Annotated in this window: 16 protein-coding genes; 11 read left to right on the top strand and 5 right to left on the bottom strand. The window is 73.4% G+C overall.

Translation table 11 applies throughout. From position 1 onward, the window contains the following. Positions 1-89: 89 nt before the first annotated feature. Positions 90-734 carry a TetR/AcrR family transcriptional regulator gene (locus AVW11_RS23920; protein WP_030841885.1) on the bottom strand — a complete coding sequence of 215 codons (645 nt, stop codon included), beginning with the start codon at positions 732-734 and terminating at the stop codon, positions 90-92. 214 nt (positions 735-948) lie between these two features. On the opposite strand from AVW11_RS23920, the gene AVW11_RS23915 reads away from it, so the two are divergent. Continuing rightward, a complete protein-coding gene (locus AVW11_RS23915) occupies positions 949-2,178 on the top strand; it encodes an acyl-CoA dehydrogenase family protein (RefSeq protein WP_030841882.1) in 1,230 nt (409 codons plus the stop codon). A gap of 217 nt (positions 2,179-2,395) precedes the next feature. On the opposite strand, the gene AVW11_RS23910 is transcribed toward AVW11_RS23915, so the two are convergent. Both AVW11_RS23910 and AVW11_RS23905 read right to left on the bottom strand, forming a co-directional pair. Continuing rightward, entirely contained in the window at positions 2,396-3,118 is a 723-nt protein-coding gene (locus tag AVW11_RS23910) for an LppU/SCO3897 family protein (RefSeq protein ID WP_107423322.1), read from the bottom strand. A gap of 65 nt (positions 3,119-3,183) precedes the next feature. Next, positions 3,184-3,621: an SRPBCC family protein gene (locus AVW11_RS23905; protein ID WP_060179394.1), complete on the bottom strand. Its 438-nt coding sequence runs from the start codon at positions 3,619-3,621 to the stop codon at positions 3,184-3,186. Between the two features lie 155 nt (positions 3,622-3,776). On the opposite strand from AVW11_RS23905, the gene AVW11_RS23900 reads away from it, so the two are divergent. Further along, positions 3,777-3,962, top strand: a complete 186-nt coding sequence (locus AVW11_RS23900) for a DUF5999 family protein (protein ID WP_030852887.1) — start codon at positions 3,777-3,779, stop codon at positions 3,960-3,962. 152 nt (positions 3,963-4,114) lie between these two features. On the opposite strand, the gene AVW11_RS23895 is transcribed toward AVW11_RS23900, so the two are convergent. Together AVW11_RS23895 and AVW11_RS23890 are read right to left on the bottom strand one after the other, a co-directional pair. Next, on the bottom strand, positions 4,115-6,211 hold the full coding sequence (locus tag AVW11_RS23895; protein WP_078093761.1) for an ATP-binding protein: 2,097 nt from the start codon (positions 6,209-6,211) through the stop codon (positions 4,115-4,117). A 63-nt stretch (positions 6,212-6,274) separates the two neighbouring features. Beyond that, positions 6,275-7,231 carry a fibronectin type III domain-containing protein gene (locus tag AVW11_RS23890; RefSeq protein ID WP_076045824.1) on the bottom strand — a complete coding sequence of 319 codons (957 nt, stop codon included), beginning with the start codon at positions 7,229-7,231 and terminating at the stop codon, positions 6,275-6,277. 180 nt (positions 7,232-7,411) lie between these two features. Here AVW11_RS23890 and AVW11_RS23885 point away from each other — a divergent pair, with 180 nt between their 5' ends. The 9 genes from AVW11_RS23885 to AVW11_RS23845 all read left to right on the top strand — a co-directional run bounded on the left by AVW11_RS23885 (position 7,412) and on the right by AVW11_RS23845 (position 16,761). After that, complete coding sequence (locus tag AVW11_RS23885) at positions 7,412-9,010, top strand: ABC transporter substrate-binding protein (RefSeq protein ID WP_076045822.1); 1,599 nt, start codon at positions 7,412-7,414, stop codon at positions 9,008-9,010. Positions 9,011-9,056: 46 nt separating this feature from the next. After that, entirely contained in the window at positions 9,057-10,022 is a 966-nt protein-coding gene (locus tag AVW11_RS23880; protein ID WP_060179328.1) for an ABC transporter permease, read from the top strand. Then, on the top strand, positions 10,015-10,881 hold the full coding sequence (locus AVW11_RS23875) for an ABC transporter permease (RefSeq protein WP_076045820.1): 867 nt from the start codon (positions 10,015-10,017) through the stop codon (positions 10,879-10,881). The genes AVW11_RS23880 and AVW11_RS23875 overlap by 8 nt, the downstream gene beginning before the upstream one ends. After that, the gene (locus AVW11_RS23870; RefSeq protein ID WP_420856395.1) at positions 10,878-11,957 is read left to right on the top strand and encodes an oligopeptide/dipeptide ABC transporter ATP-binding protein; all 1,080 of its coding nucleotides are present in this window, start codon (positions 10,878-10,880) and stop codon (positions 11,955-11,957) included. The genes AVW11_RS23875 and AVW11_RS23870 overlap by 4 nt, the downstream gene beginning before the upstream one ends. Further along, on the top strand, positions 11,950-12,663 hold the full coding sequence (locus AVW11_RS23865) for an ABC transporter ATP-binding protein (protein ID WP_076045818.1): 714 nt from the start codon (positions 11,950-11,952) through the stop codon (positions 12,661-12,663). The genes AVW11_RS23870 and AVW11_RS23865 overlap by 8 nt, the downstream gene beginning before the upstream one ends. Before the next feature lie 44 nt (positions 12,664-12,707). Continuing rightward, entirely contained in the window at positions 12,708-12,902 is a 195-nt protein-coding gene (locus tag AVW11_RS23860; RefSeq protein ID WP_060179390.1) for a hypothetical protein, read from the top strand. Between the two features lie 130 nt (positions 12,903-13,032). Further along, complete coding sequence (locus tag AVW11_RS23855) at positions 13,033-14,598, top strand: hypothetical protein (protein WP_060179325.1); 1,566 nt, start codon at positions 13,033-13,035, stop codon at positions 14,596-14,598. A gap of 146 nt (positions 14,599-14,744) precedes the next feature. Further along, on the top strand, positions 14,745-15,383 hold the full coding sequence (locus tag AVW11_RS23850) for a streptavidin (protein WP_420856394.1): 639 nt from the start codon (positions 14,745-14,747) through the stop codon (positions 15,381-15,383). A gap of 226 nt (positions 15,384-15,609) precedes the next feature. Further along, positions 15,610-16,761 carry an MFS transporter gene (locus tag AVW11_RS23845; protein ID WP_060179323.1) on the top strand — a complete coding sequence of 384 codons (1,152 nt, stop codon included), beginning with the start codon at positions 15,610-15,612 and terminating at the stop codon, positions 16,759-16,761. Positions 16,762-16,763 lie beyond the last annotated feature (2 nt).

Genomic DNA, 16,763 nt, shown 5'->3' with positions numbered 1-16,763 from the left:
GCCTCAAACGCCGGCGGGGCTGGAGTTGGCCCCGGCGGGGCTGAAGGTGACCGGCGGGGCTGGAGCTGGCCCCGGCGGGGGTGGAGGGGTCAGAAGCCCGGGCCGTCCTGGCGGTTGCCGGCGGTGGCGAGGCGGCCCCAGAGGAGGTCGGTGAGGCCGGTGACCAGATCCGCGCGGTCGCAGGGGCGTTCGCCCAGCCACCAGTCGCCGGCCGCGTGCATCATGCCGACGATGCCGTGGCCCCAGACCCGGGCCAGCTGCTCCCCGCCGGGGCCGAGGTCCACCCGCTCGCTGATCACCTGGGCCAGTTCCTCGCCGAGCCTGCGCAGCAGCGGCGCCGAGTGCAGGCCGACGTCGAAGCCCCGTTCGGCGGTGTGGGAGTCCTCCGCGGGGTGCATCAGGAAGCGGTACACCTGCGGGCGGGCCTCGATGGCGGCCAGGTAGGTGTCGAGGGTCGCCTCCACCCGCCGGCGGCGCTCGGCGGGGGCGTCGAGCGCGGCCCGCAGCGAGTCGAGGAGGGCATCGGTGTGCCGGACGGCGAGGGCCTGGTAGAGGCCCGCCTTGTCCCCGAAGTGCCGGTAGAGGATGGGCTTGGTGATGCCGGCCTCGGCCGCGATGGCGTTCATGGAGGCCTTGGGGCCGTCCCTGAGCACGACCCGGTCGGCGGCTTCGAGGAGCTCCCGCCGGCGGCGTTCGGCCGCTCCCGGTTCGCCCGTCTGCTGCGTGGTCTCCATGACGTGTTCTCTCCCCGCCCTTGCGATGTGCCTGACGCACACGCAACGTAACACCCGTGGCACCCCGGCGATCGAATCGGCGGACCCGGACGGAGGGCCGGCGGGGACATCGCTCGTGCTTGACAGTGCTTACTCGCCGGTAACAGACTGTGGCCCTCACGTAGGTTACCGCAAGTAACCTCCGGAGCGACGAGTGCGGACAGGTGGAGGGAACATGGCGGAGTTCACCATGGAGCTGAACGACGACCAGAAGCAGGTGCGGGACTGGATCCACGGCTTCGCGGCCGACGTGATGCGCCCCGCCGCCGCGGAATGGGACGAGCGGGAAGAGACTCCCTGGCCCGTCATCCAGGAGGCCGCCAAGGTCGGCATCTACTCGCTGGACTTCTACGCCCAGCAGTTCTTCGACCCGACCGGACTCGGCATCCCGATGGCCATGGAGGAGCTCTTCTGGGGCGACGCCGGCATCGCGCTGTCCATCGTCGGCACCGGGCTCGCGGCGATCGGCGTCGTGGCCAACGGCACCGAGGAGCAGATCGGCACCTGGATCCCCCAGATGTACGGCACTCCCGACGACGTGAAGGTCGCCGCCTTCTGCTCCTCCGAGCCCGACGCCGGCTCGGACGTCGGCTCGATGCGCACCCGCGCGGTCTACGACCAGGCCAAGGACGAATGGGTCCTCAACGGCACCAAGACATGGGCCACCAACGGCGGTATCGCCAACGTCCACATCGTCGTGGCCGTCGTCGACCCGGAGCTCGGCACCAAGGGGCACGCGTCCTTCATCGTGCCGCCGGGCACGCCCGGGCTGTCCCAGGGCCAGAAGTTCAAGAAGCACGGAATCCGCGCCTCCCACACCGCCGAGGTGGTCCTGGAGGACGTGCGGATCCCCGGAAACTGCCTGCTCGGCGGCAAGGAGAAGCTGGACGAGCGCCTCGCCCGCGCCCGCGAGCGTGCCCGCAGCGGCGGGGGCGAGCGGGTCAAGAACGCGGCCATGGCCACCTTCGAGGCCTCCCGGCCGGCCGTCGGCGCGATGGCGGTGGGCACTGCGCGCGCCGCGTACGAGGTCGCCCTCGACTACGCGAAGACCCGCACGCAGTTCGGCCGCCCGATCATCGACAACCAGGGAGTGGCCTTCCAGCTCGCCGACATGCGCACGCAGATCGACGCCGCCCGGCTGCTGGTGTGGCGGGCCTCGTGGATGGCGGTCGCGGGCCGGCCGTTCGAATCGGCCGAGGGCTCGATGTCCAAGCTCTTCGCGAGCGAGGTCTCCAAGAAGGTCACCGCCCAGGCCGTGCAGATCCTCGGCGGCAACGGCTACACCCGCGAGTACCCGGTCGAGCGGATGCACCGGGACAGCGCGATCTACACGATCTTCGAGGGCACCAGCGAGATCCAGCGGCTGGTGATCGCGCGCACGATCTCCGGCATGCCGATCCGCTAGTGCTGTGGCCGGAGCGGTTTGCCGGGGCGCGGCGTCCGGTGCGGTGCATCGCAAGGCGGAGGGCCGCGGCTCCTACTGGACGTACGTGCGCGGTCCGACAACGCGGCGAGGTGCTGTGCCGGGCGTCGCGACCCGGTGAACCTCGCCGGTCACAGCACTAGGCGCTGCCTCGGCGGACGGGGTGCGGCGCCGGCCCCGCACCCCCTCCTGCGGCGCCTCAGCGCAGCGGCGTCAGGCAGGCGCTGGTGAACTCGTCCGGACCGTACTTCGGGTCGGCGACGTAGTCCAGCGGGGCGCAGTGCGCACCGGGGGCGTCCAGCAGGGCCGTGACCCTGTACGCGGCGCGGGACGAGTCGCAGGAGACGACCTCGAGGTCCTGCTCGACCCAGGTGCCCTCGTTGCGCACGCACTGCCCCACGTGCAGCTGCGGCGGGCCGTCGACCACCACGCCGATCACGAGGAGCGCCTGGACCGCCAGCGCGACGAGCAGCACCGGCATGAGGAAGAGCAGGGCCGGGGGGCGGCGCCACAGCGGCCGGCCCGGGTCGAGCGCCGGACGGTGGCCGCCGGACGGCGGAGCGAGCCTGCGGAAGGCGGCCCGCGGGCCGAGGTTCATCAGCAGGGTCACCGGGGTGATGAAGAGGGACAGCGGGCTCCACCAGCCCTGCCACAGGGTGTCCGCCGACATGCCGCGGTAGGTGGCGAGCCCGCAGTCCCGGCAGAACGGGCCCCGGCGGCTCAGGAACCGCGCCAGCACGATCAGGCCCTGGTGGCCCCGTACGGTGGCGGGCGCGGCCGGCCAGGCCCCGCACACGCTGCAGCCGTAGCGCCCCGGCTGCGGGTGGGCGGCGTACGCGCCGTACGGCTGCTGCGGGCCCGTGAACACGGGGCCGCCGTACGGGCCGGGCCCCTGCTGCTGCGGCGGTGGCGGACTGGCCACGGATCGTCTCCTCCTACTGTGCCGTCATCACCGGCGCGGTGATCACGGCACAGTAGCCCGCGCGATCAGCGGGCCAGCAGCCGGGCGATCGCGCGGCCGAAGAGGAGGCGCCCGGCGGCCGCCACCACCGGGTCCAGGGCGCGGGGGAGCCCGCGCAGGCGCACTTCCTCGCGCCAGTGGATCTCCGCACCGCCCTCGGCGAGGGGACGGATCTCGATCTCCGCCCAGCCCGTCACCGCCCGGCCGCGCTTCTCCAGCCGGACGAGCCCCGCCGAGTCCGCCGCGGGCGGCCGCCAGACGACGACCTCCATCCGGTCGTCGAATGTGATCCTGCCCACACCCGTACGGGCCGTGAAGATCGTTCCTGCGCGTGTCGGGGGCGCGGTCTCGATGATCGTCCGCGTGAGGGGGACCTGCGCCCCGTGGCGCTGCCAGTCCGTGAGCCTCGACCACGCCTCGGCGACGGGCGCGGGCGTACGGTGAATGATCCGGAAAACGGGCATGAGCGCATGGTAATCGGGCATACACACCGTGAACTGGACGGCGAACATGGGTTCCGTCCGGGGGTGGCGATCAGTAATACTCGCCGCCACCGTGGATCGCGGATTCGACCGGGTGACCACCGGCCCTCCCGCCCCACATCGCGAGGAGGTGCGCCATGTGCTCCCACCAGCCCCCCTGCCCAGCCGCCGACAGCGCCGACCACGACGCCGCCCGCATCGTGGCTCCCCATCCCGAACAGGGATGGAGCCTGCTCTGCAACGGAGTCGTGATCTTCGACGACACCGGTGAACTGCTCCCCGACAGCCGTGCGGTCGAACCCCGCCGCCCGGCCCTGGTCTGAGCGAGGAGGCAGCATGCGCCAGCAGCTGATCCGAAAGCCCGTCCCCAAGCCCGCCCCCCGAGACCTGGACCTGCGCACACCGTCGGGCAGACCCCTCCCGTACTGACGGGAGCCCCGGTGCGGTGGTGCAGCGGGCCGTCCGCGGGCTGGGTTCAGCCCGTGGGCGCCGCCGCCCCGCCGCGGAACGCCGCCTCGAAGGCCGCGTCCCCGATGGCCGCCCGCGCCTGCCGTTCCCCCTGGTCCCGTACGGCCTTCAGTGAGGGCGAGCCCATCTGCGGCCGGCCCACGGTCCGCCACCACGCGTGCCCGGTGCCCAGCAGGCGAGCCGCGAGCTCGCCGTCGCCCAGCCCGGCCACCGCCGCGGCCAGCAGGTCCAGGCCCAGCGCGATGCCCAGCCGGTCGCCGAGCAGCCGCTTCCCGGAGAGCATGGCCCGGACGTGGCGTGCGGCCTCCCCGTGGTCGCCCATGCTCAGCGCGGCCACCGCCAGGATGTAGTCCGCGTACGCCCGCATCCAGCGCTCGCCCAGCTCCGCACACACCTCCCGCAGGGACCGCGCCTCCTCGGTCGCTTCCTCGAAACGCCCCAGGGCGCACAGGGAGTAGCTGGTGGACAGCTTGCACAGCAGCCAGCCCGGTCCGGTGGTCCGCCCGCCGTGGGCGGCCCGCGCCCGCGGCCCGGCCAGCTCCAGGGCCCGCAGCGGATCGCCGGGCATCAGCACGGACGCCGCGTGCAGGTAGGCGGCGCGCAGTTCCCGTTCGGGGTCGGCCAGATGGGCGGCGTCCCGTGCGCACTGCTCGCCGACGCGCCGGGCTTCGTCCATGTCGCCCTGGAGCACCATCGTGAGCCCGAGGGACCACAGGGCCTGGTTGTACGCGAGTTCCGCGCGCGGGGCGACCGCCAAGGCCCGTTCGAGGAAGGCCCGTCCCTCGTGCACGTGCCCGCACGCGAACCAGTAGAACCACAGGGCGCCGGCCATCTCCAGCGCGGCCGTCGGGTCGGCGGTGAGCAGGTGCTCCAGGGCGGTGCGCAACTGCGCGTGCTCGGCGGTGATCCTGCGGTACCAGTCCACCTGCCCGGGGCCCATCCAGCCGCGGTCGGCGGCGTGCGAGAGCGCCGCGTACCAGTGGGCGTGCCGATCGGTGACCAGGTGCGTCTCGCCGAGCTCGCCCAGCCAGTCGTGCCCGTACTCGCGGATCGTGTCCAGCAGCCGGTAGCGGGCGCCGGCGCCGCGCTCCTCGGTCCGCAGGACCACGGACTTGGCGGCGAGGCCGGACAGTACGCGTTCCACCCGGGCGGCGGGCAGCGGCCCGCCCGCGCACACGGCGCGGGCCGCGGCGATGTCGAAGTCACCGGTGAACACCGAGAGCCGGGCCCACAACAGCCGTTCCAGCGGCTCGCACAGCTCGTGGCTCCAGCCGATCGTGGTCCGCATCGTCCGGTGCCGGGGCGGCCGCGGGACGCGGACGTCCGAGAGCATCTCGAAGCGCTCACCGATCCGCTCGGCCATCTGCTCGACGGTCCACAACCGCAGCCGGGCGCCGGCGAGTTCCAGGGCGAGCGGGATCCCGTCCAGGCGCCGGCACACCTCGGCGGCCAGCGCGGTCCGCTCCGGGTCGGCGAAGACGGCCGCGGCGCGCGGGGTCGCGGCGAGGGCACGGGCGCGGAAGAGGGCGAGGGCGTCGCTGTCGGGGCCCTCGCAGGGCAGCGGGCGGACCTCGACGACCGCCTCGATCGCGCTGCGCAGCGGTTCCCGGGAGGTGATGAGGATGGTCAACCCGGGTGCGGACTGCAGGAGTTCGCCCGCAAGGTGCCGGCAGTCGGGGACCAGGTGCTCGCAGGTGTCCAGGACGAGCAGCAGCTCCCGGTCGGCCATCCAGGCGCACAGCTCCTCGTCGAGCGGGCGCGGGGAGTGGTCGGCGAGTCCGACGGCGTGCGCGACCGTCGCCGTCAGCAGGGCGGGATCGCGCAGCGGTGACAGCTCCACCCACCAGACGCCGTCGCGGCGGGTCCGGCAGGCGTCGGTGACGGCGCGCAGGGCGAGCCGGGACTTGCCGACGCCTCCCACGCCGGTCAAGGTGATCAGTCTTCGTTCGCGCAACAGCCGCCCGAGCAGGTGCAGTTCGCGCTGCCGGCCGATGAAGCTCGCGGGCTCCGGCGGTAGATTCCCCGGTGGTGTCCCGGCCCCCGGCTCGGGGACGCCGTCCGTGGAATCTGGCTGATTGTCATTGACCGAGTACTCACCGAACACGGGAGTATTGTGCGCGATCTTCTTATCCCACCGTGCCGTCAATGCCGGATCCGGTTCCCCGGATCAGGCGACGAGCGTGATCCGCCGCTCCGCGGAGAAGGCGCCCCAGTTGCCGTCGGGGAGCCTGGCCCGCACTTTCACGGCCCACTCGGTGCCGACGGGCTCGGCCACGGTGAGGCGGTGCTCCACCCGGCCCGCGGGCACCGCGCCCGCACCGAACTGGATGACGGTGGTGGGCCGTCCGTTGACGTACAGCTCGTACTCGGCGGTCGGGCGGCCGGTGTCGGGGGCGGTCCAGGTGAGGGTGACGGCGCCCGGTGAGGCCGTCGCGGTGAGATCGGCGGGGGCGGTGCCCGGTCCGTCACCGGAGGCGGGGGGTGTGCTCACGTCCACGGCCGGGCCGTCGGGGGAGGAGTTGTCGGCGCCGTCGCGGGCCCGGACGGTGAAGGTGTAGACGGTGTCGGGTCGCAGGCCGGTCAGCGTGGTCGTGCTGTCGCCGGGGCCGGCGGTGTGGATGCGTACGCCGCCCTGGTAGACGTCGTAGGCGGTGACGCCCGTGTCGTCCGCCGAGGGGGTCCACGACACCCGGGCGGACCGGGGGCCCGTCGCGCCGCCGGTGGTGGTGGCCGGCGCGGAGGGCGGGGTGCGGTCCTCGGCCTTGGCCGCCGGGGTGGTGACGCGCGCGGCCGGAGCGGCCGGGGACAGGTTCCCGGCGGAGTCCCGGGCCCGCACCGTGAAGGAGTAGGCGGTCTGCGGGGTGAGGCCGGTGATGTCCACCATGGTCTTCTCGGCCGGGAGTTCCCGCACCGGTCGATCGCCCTCGAACACCTGATAGTGCGTCACCCCGTCCCGGGCCGCGGCCGCGTTCCACATGACGTGCACGGAGGTGGCGCTGCCGGCCTGGGCGGTGAGTCCGGTGGGGGCGGACGGCGGCACGGTGTCGGGCGCGGTGCAGGCGGTGAGGCCGGTCAGGCCGGTCAGGGTCAGGAAGAGGGCGAGCGTGGGGGCGCTGCGTCGCACGGGGGGCCTTCCTCGGCTTCCGTAAAGGTCTAGACATATATGGCACGGAAGGCGGGGGAGCGACAAGACCTGTGCGCTACCGACCGAGGATGTGACCCGAGTCGTCGACTTCTGATCACATCTGGCATTATTGCCAGCTCTTTGCAATAACGGATGAACGTGAACAGGGATGTGCAGAGCATGACGGCCCGGACAGTACGGGGAGCGGCCAGGGTGGCACTGGCCGGCGCACTCATCACGGGCGTGGCGGCCTGCTCCGCCCCCGCGGGCGGGGCCGGCGGCGCCGCCGGCGCGGACTCGGTCGTGGTCGCCGCAGCCACCGAGCCGGACAGCCTCAGCCCGCTGCTCGGCTACGGCAAGGACGGCAACTCCAAGATCTTCGACGGGCTGCTGACGCGCGACGCGGACATGAAGCTGAAGCCCGCCCTGGCCCAGGCCCTCCCGGAGGTGTCCGCCGACGGGCGCACCTACTCCTTCACCCTTCGCCGGGGCGTGAAGTTCAGCGACGGGGCGCCCTTCTCCGCCAAGGACGTCGTCTTCACCTACCGGACGATCCTCGCCGCGGGGACGAACAACCCCTCCAAGACCGAGCTGGACGCGATCGAGACCGTCGAGGCGAAGGGCGAGGACACCGTCGTCTTCACCCTGAAGTACCCCTACGCGCCCTTCGCCGAGCGGACCGTGCTGCCCATCGCCCCGGAGCACATCGCGGGCAAGCAGGACGTCAACAGCGGCGACTTCACCACACACCCCGTCGGCACCGGCCCCTACGTGCTCACCGGCTGGTCCAAGGGCGAGAAGCTCAGCTTCAAGGCCAACCCCCACCACTGGGGCGGCGAGCCCGCCGTCAAGAAGTTCACGATGGCCGTGATCAAGGACGACGACGTACGCGCCACCCGGCTGCGCTCCGGCGAGCTGGACGGCGCCATCCTGCCGCCCAACCTGGCCGAGGGCTTCGCGAAGGACACCGCGCGGCGCACCTACGCCGCCAAGACCTTCGACTACCGCACCGTGACCCTCCCGACGCACCACGAGGTCACCGGCGACCTCGCCGTCCGCCGGGCACTGGACATCGCCGTGGACCGGACGGCCATGGTCGACAAGCTGCTCGACGGCGCGGGCAAGCCCGCCTTCGGGCCGGTGCCGACCGACAGCCCGTGGTTCGCGGCCGGCACCGAGCGCCGCCACGACCTCGACCGGGCCCGCAGGATCCTCGACGACGCCGGCTGGAAGGCCGGCGCGGACGGTATCCGCACCAAGGACGGGGTCCGCGCCTCCTTCCCGCTCTGGTACACCTCCGGCGACAAGATCCGCCAGGACCACGCCCTCGCCTTCGCCTCCGACGCCAAGAAGGCCGGCATCGAGGTCAGGACCGAGGCCGGCACCTGGGAGGTCATCGAACCCCGGATGAAGACCGAGGCCGTCCTCGCGGGCGGCGGCTCACCGGCCGACCCCGACTTCGACCAGTACCTGCTGCTGACCTCCTCGCACGGCGGAGACGGCTTCAACAACATGGCCTGGTACGACGATCCCGCCGTGGACGCGGCCCTCGCCGAAGGGCGCCGCAGCGCCGACCCGGCCGTCCGCAAGGCCGCCTACGACACGGTGCAGCGCCGCCTCGCCGACAACCCCGGCTATGTCTTCCTCACCCACATCGACCACCTCTACGTCGTGAACGACAAGTGGGACGGACTCGGCACACAGGTGGAGCCGCACGACCACGGCCTGGGCGCGGGCCCCTGGTGGAACGTCGAGACCTGGAAGCCCAAGCAGAAGTGAGCCGCGCGCAGTGACCACCCGCTCCGTCCGCCTCCCCTGGAGGCCGATGGCCCGCATGGCGGGGCGGCGGACCCTGTCCGCCGCCCCCGTCCTGCTCGCCGTCACCTTCGGCGTCTTCGCCCTCGCCGCGCTGTCCCCCTTCGACCCGGTCAAGGCCTACGCCGGCACCGCCGGCCTCACCGCCTCGCAGGCCGAACTCGACCAGCTGCGGATCAACCTCGGCGTCGACCGGCCCCTGGTCGCACGCTGGTGGGACTGGCTGACCTCGGCGCTGACCGGCGACCTCGGCACCTCCGCCGTCATGCGCCAGCCCGTCGCCGACGTCATCGCGGAGCGGGTGGGCTGGTCGGCGCTGCTCGCGGCCTGCGCCTTCACCGCGGCCGTCCTCGCGGGCACCGTGCTCGGGGTGCTGGCCGCACGCCGGACGGGCGGCCCGCTTGACCGCACCGTGTCCGCGCTCGCCTACACCCTGGAGGCCGCGCCGGCCTTCTGGCTGGCGCTGCTCGCCATCTGGTTCTTCTCCGTACGGCTCGGCGCGCTGCCCTCGGGCGGCCTCACCGACGCGGGCAGCGACACGGTCACCTTCGCGCAGGTCGCCTCCCACCTCGTGCTGCCCGCACTGGTGCTGGGCGTCTCCCAACTGCCCTGGTTCTTCCTGTACGTCCGCCAGGGCGTGGCCGACGCCCTCGCGGAAGACCCCGTACGCGGCGCCCGCGCGCGCGGCCTGGCCGAACGCAGGGTCCTGCTCGGCCACGCCCTGCGCTCCGGCATGCTGCCGATGCTGACACTGATCGGCTCCCGGGTACCCGAACTCATCACCGGCGCCCTGCTCGTGGAGACCGTCTTCAGCTGGCCGGGCGTCGCCGCGGCGACCGTGCAGGCGGCCACCTCGGTCGACTTCCCACTGCTGGCGGCACTGACCGTGCTGGCCACCGGGGCGGTACTCGCCGGGAACCTGCTGTCCGACCTGCTGTACGGGCTGGCCGACCCGAGGGTGGGCTTCGATGGCTGAGCAGGTCTGGCGCACCCGGGGCGGCGCCCGGCGCTCCACGCGCACCCTGCGGGTCCGCGCCTGCGCCGCCGTCATGGCGGTGGTCGTGCTGGCCGTCCTGGTCGTGCCCCCGCTGGCGCAACTGGACCAGCAGGCGGTGGACCTGGCGGCGAAGCTGCAACCCCCCTCGTGGGCCCACCCCTTCGGCACCGACGACGTGGGACGCGACCTGCTGCTGCGGTGCGTCCACGGACTGCGGGTGTCCCTGCTCGTCGGCCTGGTGGCCGCACTGGTCGCCACCGTCATCGGCACGGCGGTGGGCGCCGCCGCGGGCGCGCTCGGCGGCTGGGCCGACCGGATCGCGATGCGGGTCGTGGACACCCTCTCCGCCATCCCGCACCTGCTCCTGGGCATCTTCGTCGTGGCCGTGTTCCGGCCGGGGCTGTGGCCCGTCGTGGCCTCGGTCGCGGTCACGCACTGGCTCTCGACGGCCCGGATCGTCCGGGCGGAGGTGCTGTCGCTGCGCGGCCGGCCCTACGTGGACGCGGCCGTCTCCGGCGGGGCCTCGCGGTGGCGGGTCGCCGTACGGCACCTGGTGCCCGGCATCCTGCCGCAGGCCGGCCTCGCCGCCGTACTGATGATCCCGCACGCGATGTGGCACGAGTCCGCCCTGTCCTTCCTGGGCCTGGGGCTCCCGGCCCACCAGGCGAGCCTGGGCAACCTCGTGCAGGGCGCGCGCGGCTCGCTGCTCGCCGGGCACTGGTGGCCGACCCTCTTCCCCGGCCTCCTCCTGATCGTCCCGACCCTGGCCATCGCCGGCCTCGCGGGCGCCTGGCGCGACCGCCTCAACCCGCGCCGCCGCTCGGAGCTGACCCTGTGACCCCCTCGCCCCACGTCCCAGCCGCCGCCGGAGCCGACGCTTCCCGCCCCGGCGGGGTCGAGCCCGTCCTGCGTGTCGAAGGCCTCTCCGTCCGCTTCCGCATGGCCGCCGGCCGGTATGTGGAGGCCGTCACCGAAGCCGCCTTCGCCCTGGCCCCCGGCGAGAGCCTCGCCCTCGTCGGGGAGAGCGGCTGCGGCAAGTCCGTGCTCGCCTCCGCCCTCCTCGGCCTGCTCCCGGCCAACGCCGAGACCGCCGGATCGGCCCTGCTGGCCGACGGCCTCGACCTGCTCGCCGCCGACGAGCGCACCCTCGCCCGTACCGTGCGCGGCCGGCGGGTCGGACTGGTCCCGCAGAGCCCCGCCGCCCACCTCACCCCGGTCCGCACCGTCCGCTCCCAGCTGGAGGAGACCGTGCGTGAACTGGCCGGCACCGCAGACGCCGGCCACACCACGCAGGCCGGCCCGCCTCCCGCCTCCGGCGGATCCGACCGGCCCGCCCGCCGCGGACGCCGGCACCGGCTCGCCGCCCTGCGCGCGGCGGCGGAGGCGGCCGCCGGCCGCGCCGCCTTCCCCGCCTCCCACCTCGACCGCCACCCCCACGAGCTCTCCGGCGGCCTCGCCCAGCGCGCGGCCACCGCCCTCGCCCTGGTGGGCGACGCCCCGCTGCTGCTGGCCGACGAGCCGACCACCGGCCTCGACCGCGACCTCGTCCTGCGCACCGCCGACGAGCTGCGCGCCCACACCCGAGCCGACGGCCGGGCGCTGCTGCTGATCACGCACGACCTGGCCGCGGCCGAGCGGATCGCCGACACCGTCGCGGTCATGTACGCGGGCCGGATCGTCGAAATCGCCCCGGCCGGGGCCTTCTTCGGCAGCCCCGGCCCCCGCCACCCCTACGCCCGGGGCCTCCTCGACGCCCTCCCCGAACGCGCCTTCATCCCCGTGCCCGGGGCCCCGCCGGAGCTCGGCGCCCTCCCCCCGGGCTGCGCCTTCGCCGCCCGCTGCGCGGCCGCCGACCCGCTCTGCCGCACCCGGCGGCCCGCGCTCACCGAAGGAGTGGCCTGCCACCATGCTTGAGCTCAAGGACATCACCGCCGGCTACGACCGCCGCACCCCAGCGGTTCGCGGCGCGCACCTGAGCCTGCGCCCGGGGGAGTCCCTCGGCCTGCTCGGGCCGAGCGGCTGCGGCAAGTCCACCCTGGCCCGCGTCGCCGCCCTGCTGCACCGGCCCGACCGGGGGACCGTCACCCTCGACGGCCACGCCGTGACCGGCTTCTCCCACCGGGCCCCGCGCTCCCTGCGCACCGCGGTCGGCGTCGTCTTCCAGCAGCCGCGGCTGGCCGCAGACCCGCGCCTGCGGCTGCGCGACCTCGTCGCGGAACCCCTGCGCGCGACCGGCCGGCGCAGCGAAGCGGCGGCGCGGGTGGCCGAGTTGGCGCAGCGTGTGGGGCTCGGCGCTGATCTGCTCGCCCGCCGGCCCCACGAGGTCAGCGACGGACAGCTGCAACGGGCCTGCCTGGCCCGGGCCCTGGTGCTGTGCCCGCGCTGGCTGGTCTGCGACGAGATGACCGCGATGCTCGACGCCTCCACCACGGCCGCCCTGGTCGCGGTCGTGGAGGACTACCGCGCCGAGACGGGGGCCGGGCTGCTCGCGGTGGGGCACGACCCGGTGCTGCTGGAGCGCTGGTGCGGGCGCACCGCCCACTGGAACGAGATCGTCAAGGACCGACCGCCCGTCACGGACCGTCAACACCCGTACGGCGGACACGTCCTTCGCCCGTGAGCACCCCGCCCTGCGCCACCATGACGGTGACTCAGGAGGTCTCGATGGTGCTTTCCCTCTCCGTGGTCGTCCTTCTCCTCATCCTCGCCTGGATCTTCCTGCGCAGCGGCGGGCTGAAGTTCTCGCACGCACTCGTCTGCGTGCTCCTGGGCTTCTACCTCGCGAGCAGCAGCATGGCCGCGACCATCCACAGCGGCCTGACGGCCACCGCGAACGCGGTCTCCAGCCTCAATCCCTGATCGACTGTTGCGCCTTCGTGAATCATCCGGCGCATGCATGGACTCCTCCGGCACCGCGACCTAGCGTCTGGCCGCGGCGCGATGTCAGACGCAATGTCAACACAACGGTTGCGACACGGAGGAAGTCCGGATGTTCCGAAGAGCGCTGAACTGCGCCGTAGTGCCCGCCGTGGCCGCCTTCACGGTGCTCCACGGCGGCTCCCCGGCCCAGTCCGAGGAGATACCCAAGGCGCCGGGCCACCGGCTGATCGCCCACTACGAGGGCGCCCCCGCGACCGCCGCGCCGCTGCCGGGCCAGGCCCCGCCGCAGCACCCGTACCTCGCGCCCAACGGCCGCAACGGCATGCACTCCGACGCGGCCGGCAGCGCGACCTCGCCCTGGGCGGGGCCGCTCGGCAAGAACCTCCAGGTGACCAGCGAGAAGATCGCGGCGCTCGGCGGCGAGTGCGCCACCGCCACCTTCGACGCGGGCGGCCGCCTCGTCACGGTGTGCGGCACCTTCTCGGGCTTCAAGGTCAAGCTCCTGGAGCCGCGTACGCTGGCCACGCTCGCCGAGTACCAGCTCCCGCAGCGCTCCTCCACCGTCGAGGCGATCACCTCGCTCGACTTCGCGAAGATCTTCAAGGACACCTCGGGCGGCGCCTACTTCTACCTGGACGACCAGGACCGCGCCGTCCTCGCCGACTCCCGCCAGCACGTGCTGCGCCTCGCGCACTCCCAGAACCCCGACGGCAGCTGGAAGTTCACCGTCGACGACGACTGGGACCTCACCGGCCACGTTCCGCACGACTGCGTGACCTGGACCAATCTGCGGCCCACCGGCGGCTGCGACCCCGTCACCTCCGTCATGCCCGACTGGGAGGGACGCATCTGGTGGGTGACCCGCCAGGGCCGGGTCGGCACCGTGGATCCGGCCACCGGGCAGATCCGCTCCGTGCGGCTGGCGGGCGAGGAGATCCAGAACTCCTTCTCGGTCGCCGAGGACGGCGTCTCCATCGTCTCCGACCACGCGCTGTACAGCTTCCGGGCCGCCCCCGACGGTACGCCCGTGGTGCAGTGGCGCCAGACCTACGACCGCGGGACCGCCGCCAAGCCCGGCTCCGTCAACCAGGGTTCGGGCACGACACCGGACCTCTTCGGCGACGGATACGTCGCCATCACCGACAACGCCGACGACCGGATGAACGTCCTGGTCCACCGGCGGGGCGCGGACGTCCCCGCGGACCGGCGGCTGGTCTGCAAGGTGCCCGTCTTCGGCTCCGGCGCCTCGACCACCGACAACTCCCTGATCACCTGGGGCAACAGCATCGTCGTCGAGAACAACTACGGCTACGAGAACCCCACCAGTGTGCTGCTGGGCAGGTCCGTCGTGGGCGGGGTGGCCCGTATCGACGTCCGCGCCGACGGCAGCGGCTGCGACACGGTGTGGGAGAGCGCCGTGCGCGCGCCGTCCGTGGTACCGAAGCTCTCCACCGCGAACGGGCTGCTCTACTTCTACGAGAAGGAGCCCAACGCCTGGGGGATCGACGGCTGGTACCTGACGGCCGTGGACTTCCGCACCGGTGAGCGGCGCTGGCGGCAGCTGACCGGCACCGGCCCGCTCTACGACAACAACTGGGCCCCCATCACGCTCGGCCCCGACGGCACCGCGTACGTCGGAGTCTTCAACGGCATCGTCGCCGTCCGCGACCGCTGACCTCGACGGACCGCCGGCCTCCGCAACCGCCCGGAGGCCGGCGGGCGAACACATCGCGCCGAGTCTGCGTATGAAGTCCGACAATCCGCGGGGACGAACCCGGCCTACCGCCGGTCACAACCCTACGATTTTCCCCGGAAGAGCCCGTGACCTTCCACCGTCCCGGGCGACCGACGGGCCCCGCGGGCCCTCACAGGGGGAATCATCTCGTGACGCGTGTACGCCAAGCCTCAGTCGCACTGTGCGCCCTGTCCTTGACCTTCGTCACCGTATCCGCGAGCGCTTCCGCGGACACCCGGGGGACCGTGTCCGCGGCAGCCGCGGACACCGGCGCCGGGACGGAGTCCCGCCCCGGCATCCTGGGCACCTGGTACAACCAGCTCGGCTCGACCATGGTCGTGACGCGGGCCGCGGACGGCGGTTTCGTCGGCACCTACGAGTCCGCGGTCGGCAACGCCGAGAAGCGGTACGTCATGACCGGCCGCTACGACAGCGCGCCCGCCGACGGCACCGGGACCGCCGTCGGATGGACCGTCGCCTACCGCAACGCCCACCGCAACGCCCACTCCGTCGCCACCTGGAGCGGCCAGTACGTCGGCGGCGGCCAGGAGCGCATCGTGACCCAGTGGCTGCTGAGCTACGGCACGGCCCCCGCCGACCAGTGGAAGTCGACCTTCCTCGGCCATGACGAGTTCACCCGCGTCAAGCCCTCCGCCGCGGACATCGAGAAGGCGCGCCGCCTGGGCGTGACAACTGCGAATCCGCCGGCCTCCGACGGGGAGTGAACCCGGCTCCGCCGCCGGGCACGTGACCCGCCCGCAGCGAGGGGACTTCCCGCGGCGGGCGGCTCGCGCATGTCCGCGTCCGGCAGGGTGATCATGGCGTAAAACCTCCGTTGGCCTGCAACTTCTGTTGTGGGAGTGTGGTGGTGACTCCGGTTCGCGCGGCCTTCGCGACCCGTGCCATGATCACGTTCGGCACCGACCAGCCGGGGGGCAGGGGGTTCGTTTCGTGTTACGCAAGATCTTCGCGCTCGCGCTCGGAGCGTTCGCAGTGGGGACGAGCGGCTACGTCGTCACCGGTGTGCTGCCCCAGCTGAGCGAGGAGCTGTCCGTCTCACTGTCCACGGCGGGACTGCTGACCACGTCCTTCGCCGTGGCCTACGCGATCGGCTCGCCGCTGCTGGCCGTGGCCCTCGGCGGGTGGCGCCGCCGACCGCTGATCATCACCGCCCTGCTGGTGGCCGCGGCGGGCAACGCGCTCGCCGCGCTGGCATCGGATTTCGCCGTCCTGACCGCCGCCCGGATCGTCACGGCCGTGGGCGCCGCGGTGTTCACGCCGGCCGCCACCGCGGTCGCCGCCGAGCTGAGCGGCCCGCAGCGCCGGGCGCGTGCGGCCGCCTGGGTCTTCGGGGGGCTGGTGACCGCGACCATCGTCGGAGTGCCGGCCGGGACGCTGCTCGTCGGCCCCCTCGGACACCGGGGCGTCTTCTGGCTCGTCGCGGGCCTCTGCGCGCTGTCCGCCGCGGCCGTCGCGGTGGCCGTGCCCCCGGTCGCCGCACCCCCGCGGGTGACACTGCGCCGACGGGTCGCGGTCGCCGCCGACAGCCGGGTCGTCACCGTCCTCGGGATCACCCTCGCGGCCAGCCTCGGGGTGTTCACCGTGTACACGTACGCGGCCCCGGTGCTGGCCGAGACCGTCGGCGCGCACGGCACGGGGCTGAGCCTGCTGCTCTTCGGCTACGGGATCGGCGGTGCCGTCGGCAACGCGGCCGGCGGCTTCGCGGCCGACCGGTTCGGCCACCGCACGCCGCTGCTGGTGGCCGTCTCCGGCAGCGTGGTGGCCCTGTCCGCGCTGTCCGCGGTGCACAGCACCGCGGTGGCGGCGGTGCTGCTGTTCCTGTGGGGCGTGTCGAGCTGGGGCTTCAACCCGCCCGTCCAGCGCAGGCTGCTCGAACTGTCCCCGGACGCCGGCGGCCTCCTGCTCGCGCTCAACGCGTCCGCCCTGTACCTGGGCATCGGCCTGTCCGGGGTCGTCGGGGGCGCGGTGCTCGACCACGCCGGCATCGCCGCGGTGGCCCTGACAGGGGCCCTGCTGTGCGCGGTGGCGGCCCTGATCCAGGTGTTCTCCGGCAGGCGTGCCGCCCTGCAGCCGGCACCCTGAAA

This window comes from Streptomyces amritsarensis, assembly GCF_001953875.1.
Classification (GTDB): domain Bacteria; phylum Actinomycetota; class Actinomycetes; order Streptomycetales; family Streptomycetaceae; genus Streptomyces; species Streptomyces amritsarensis.
This window is presented reverse-complemented; position numbering and strand designations above follow the sequence as displayed.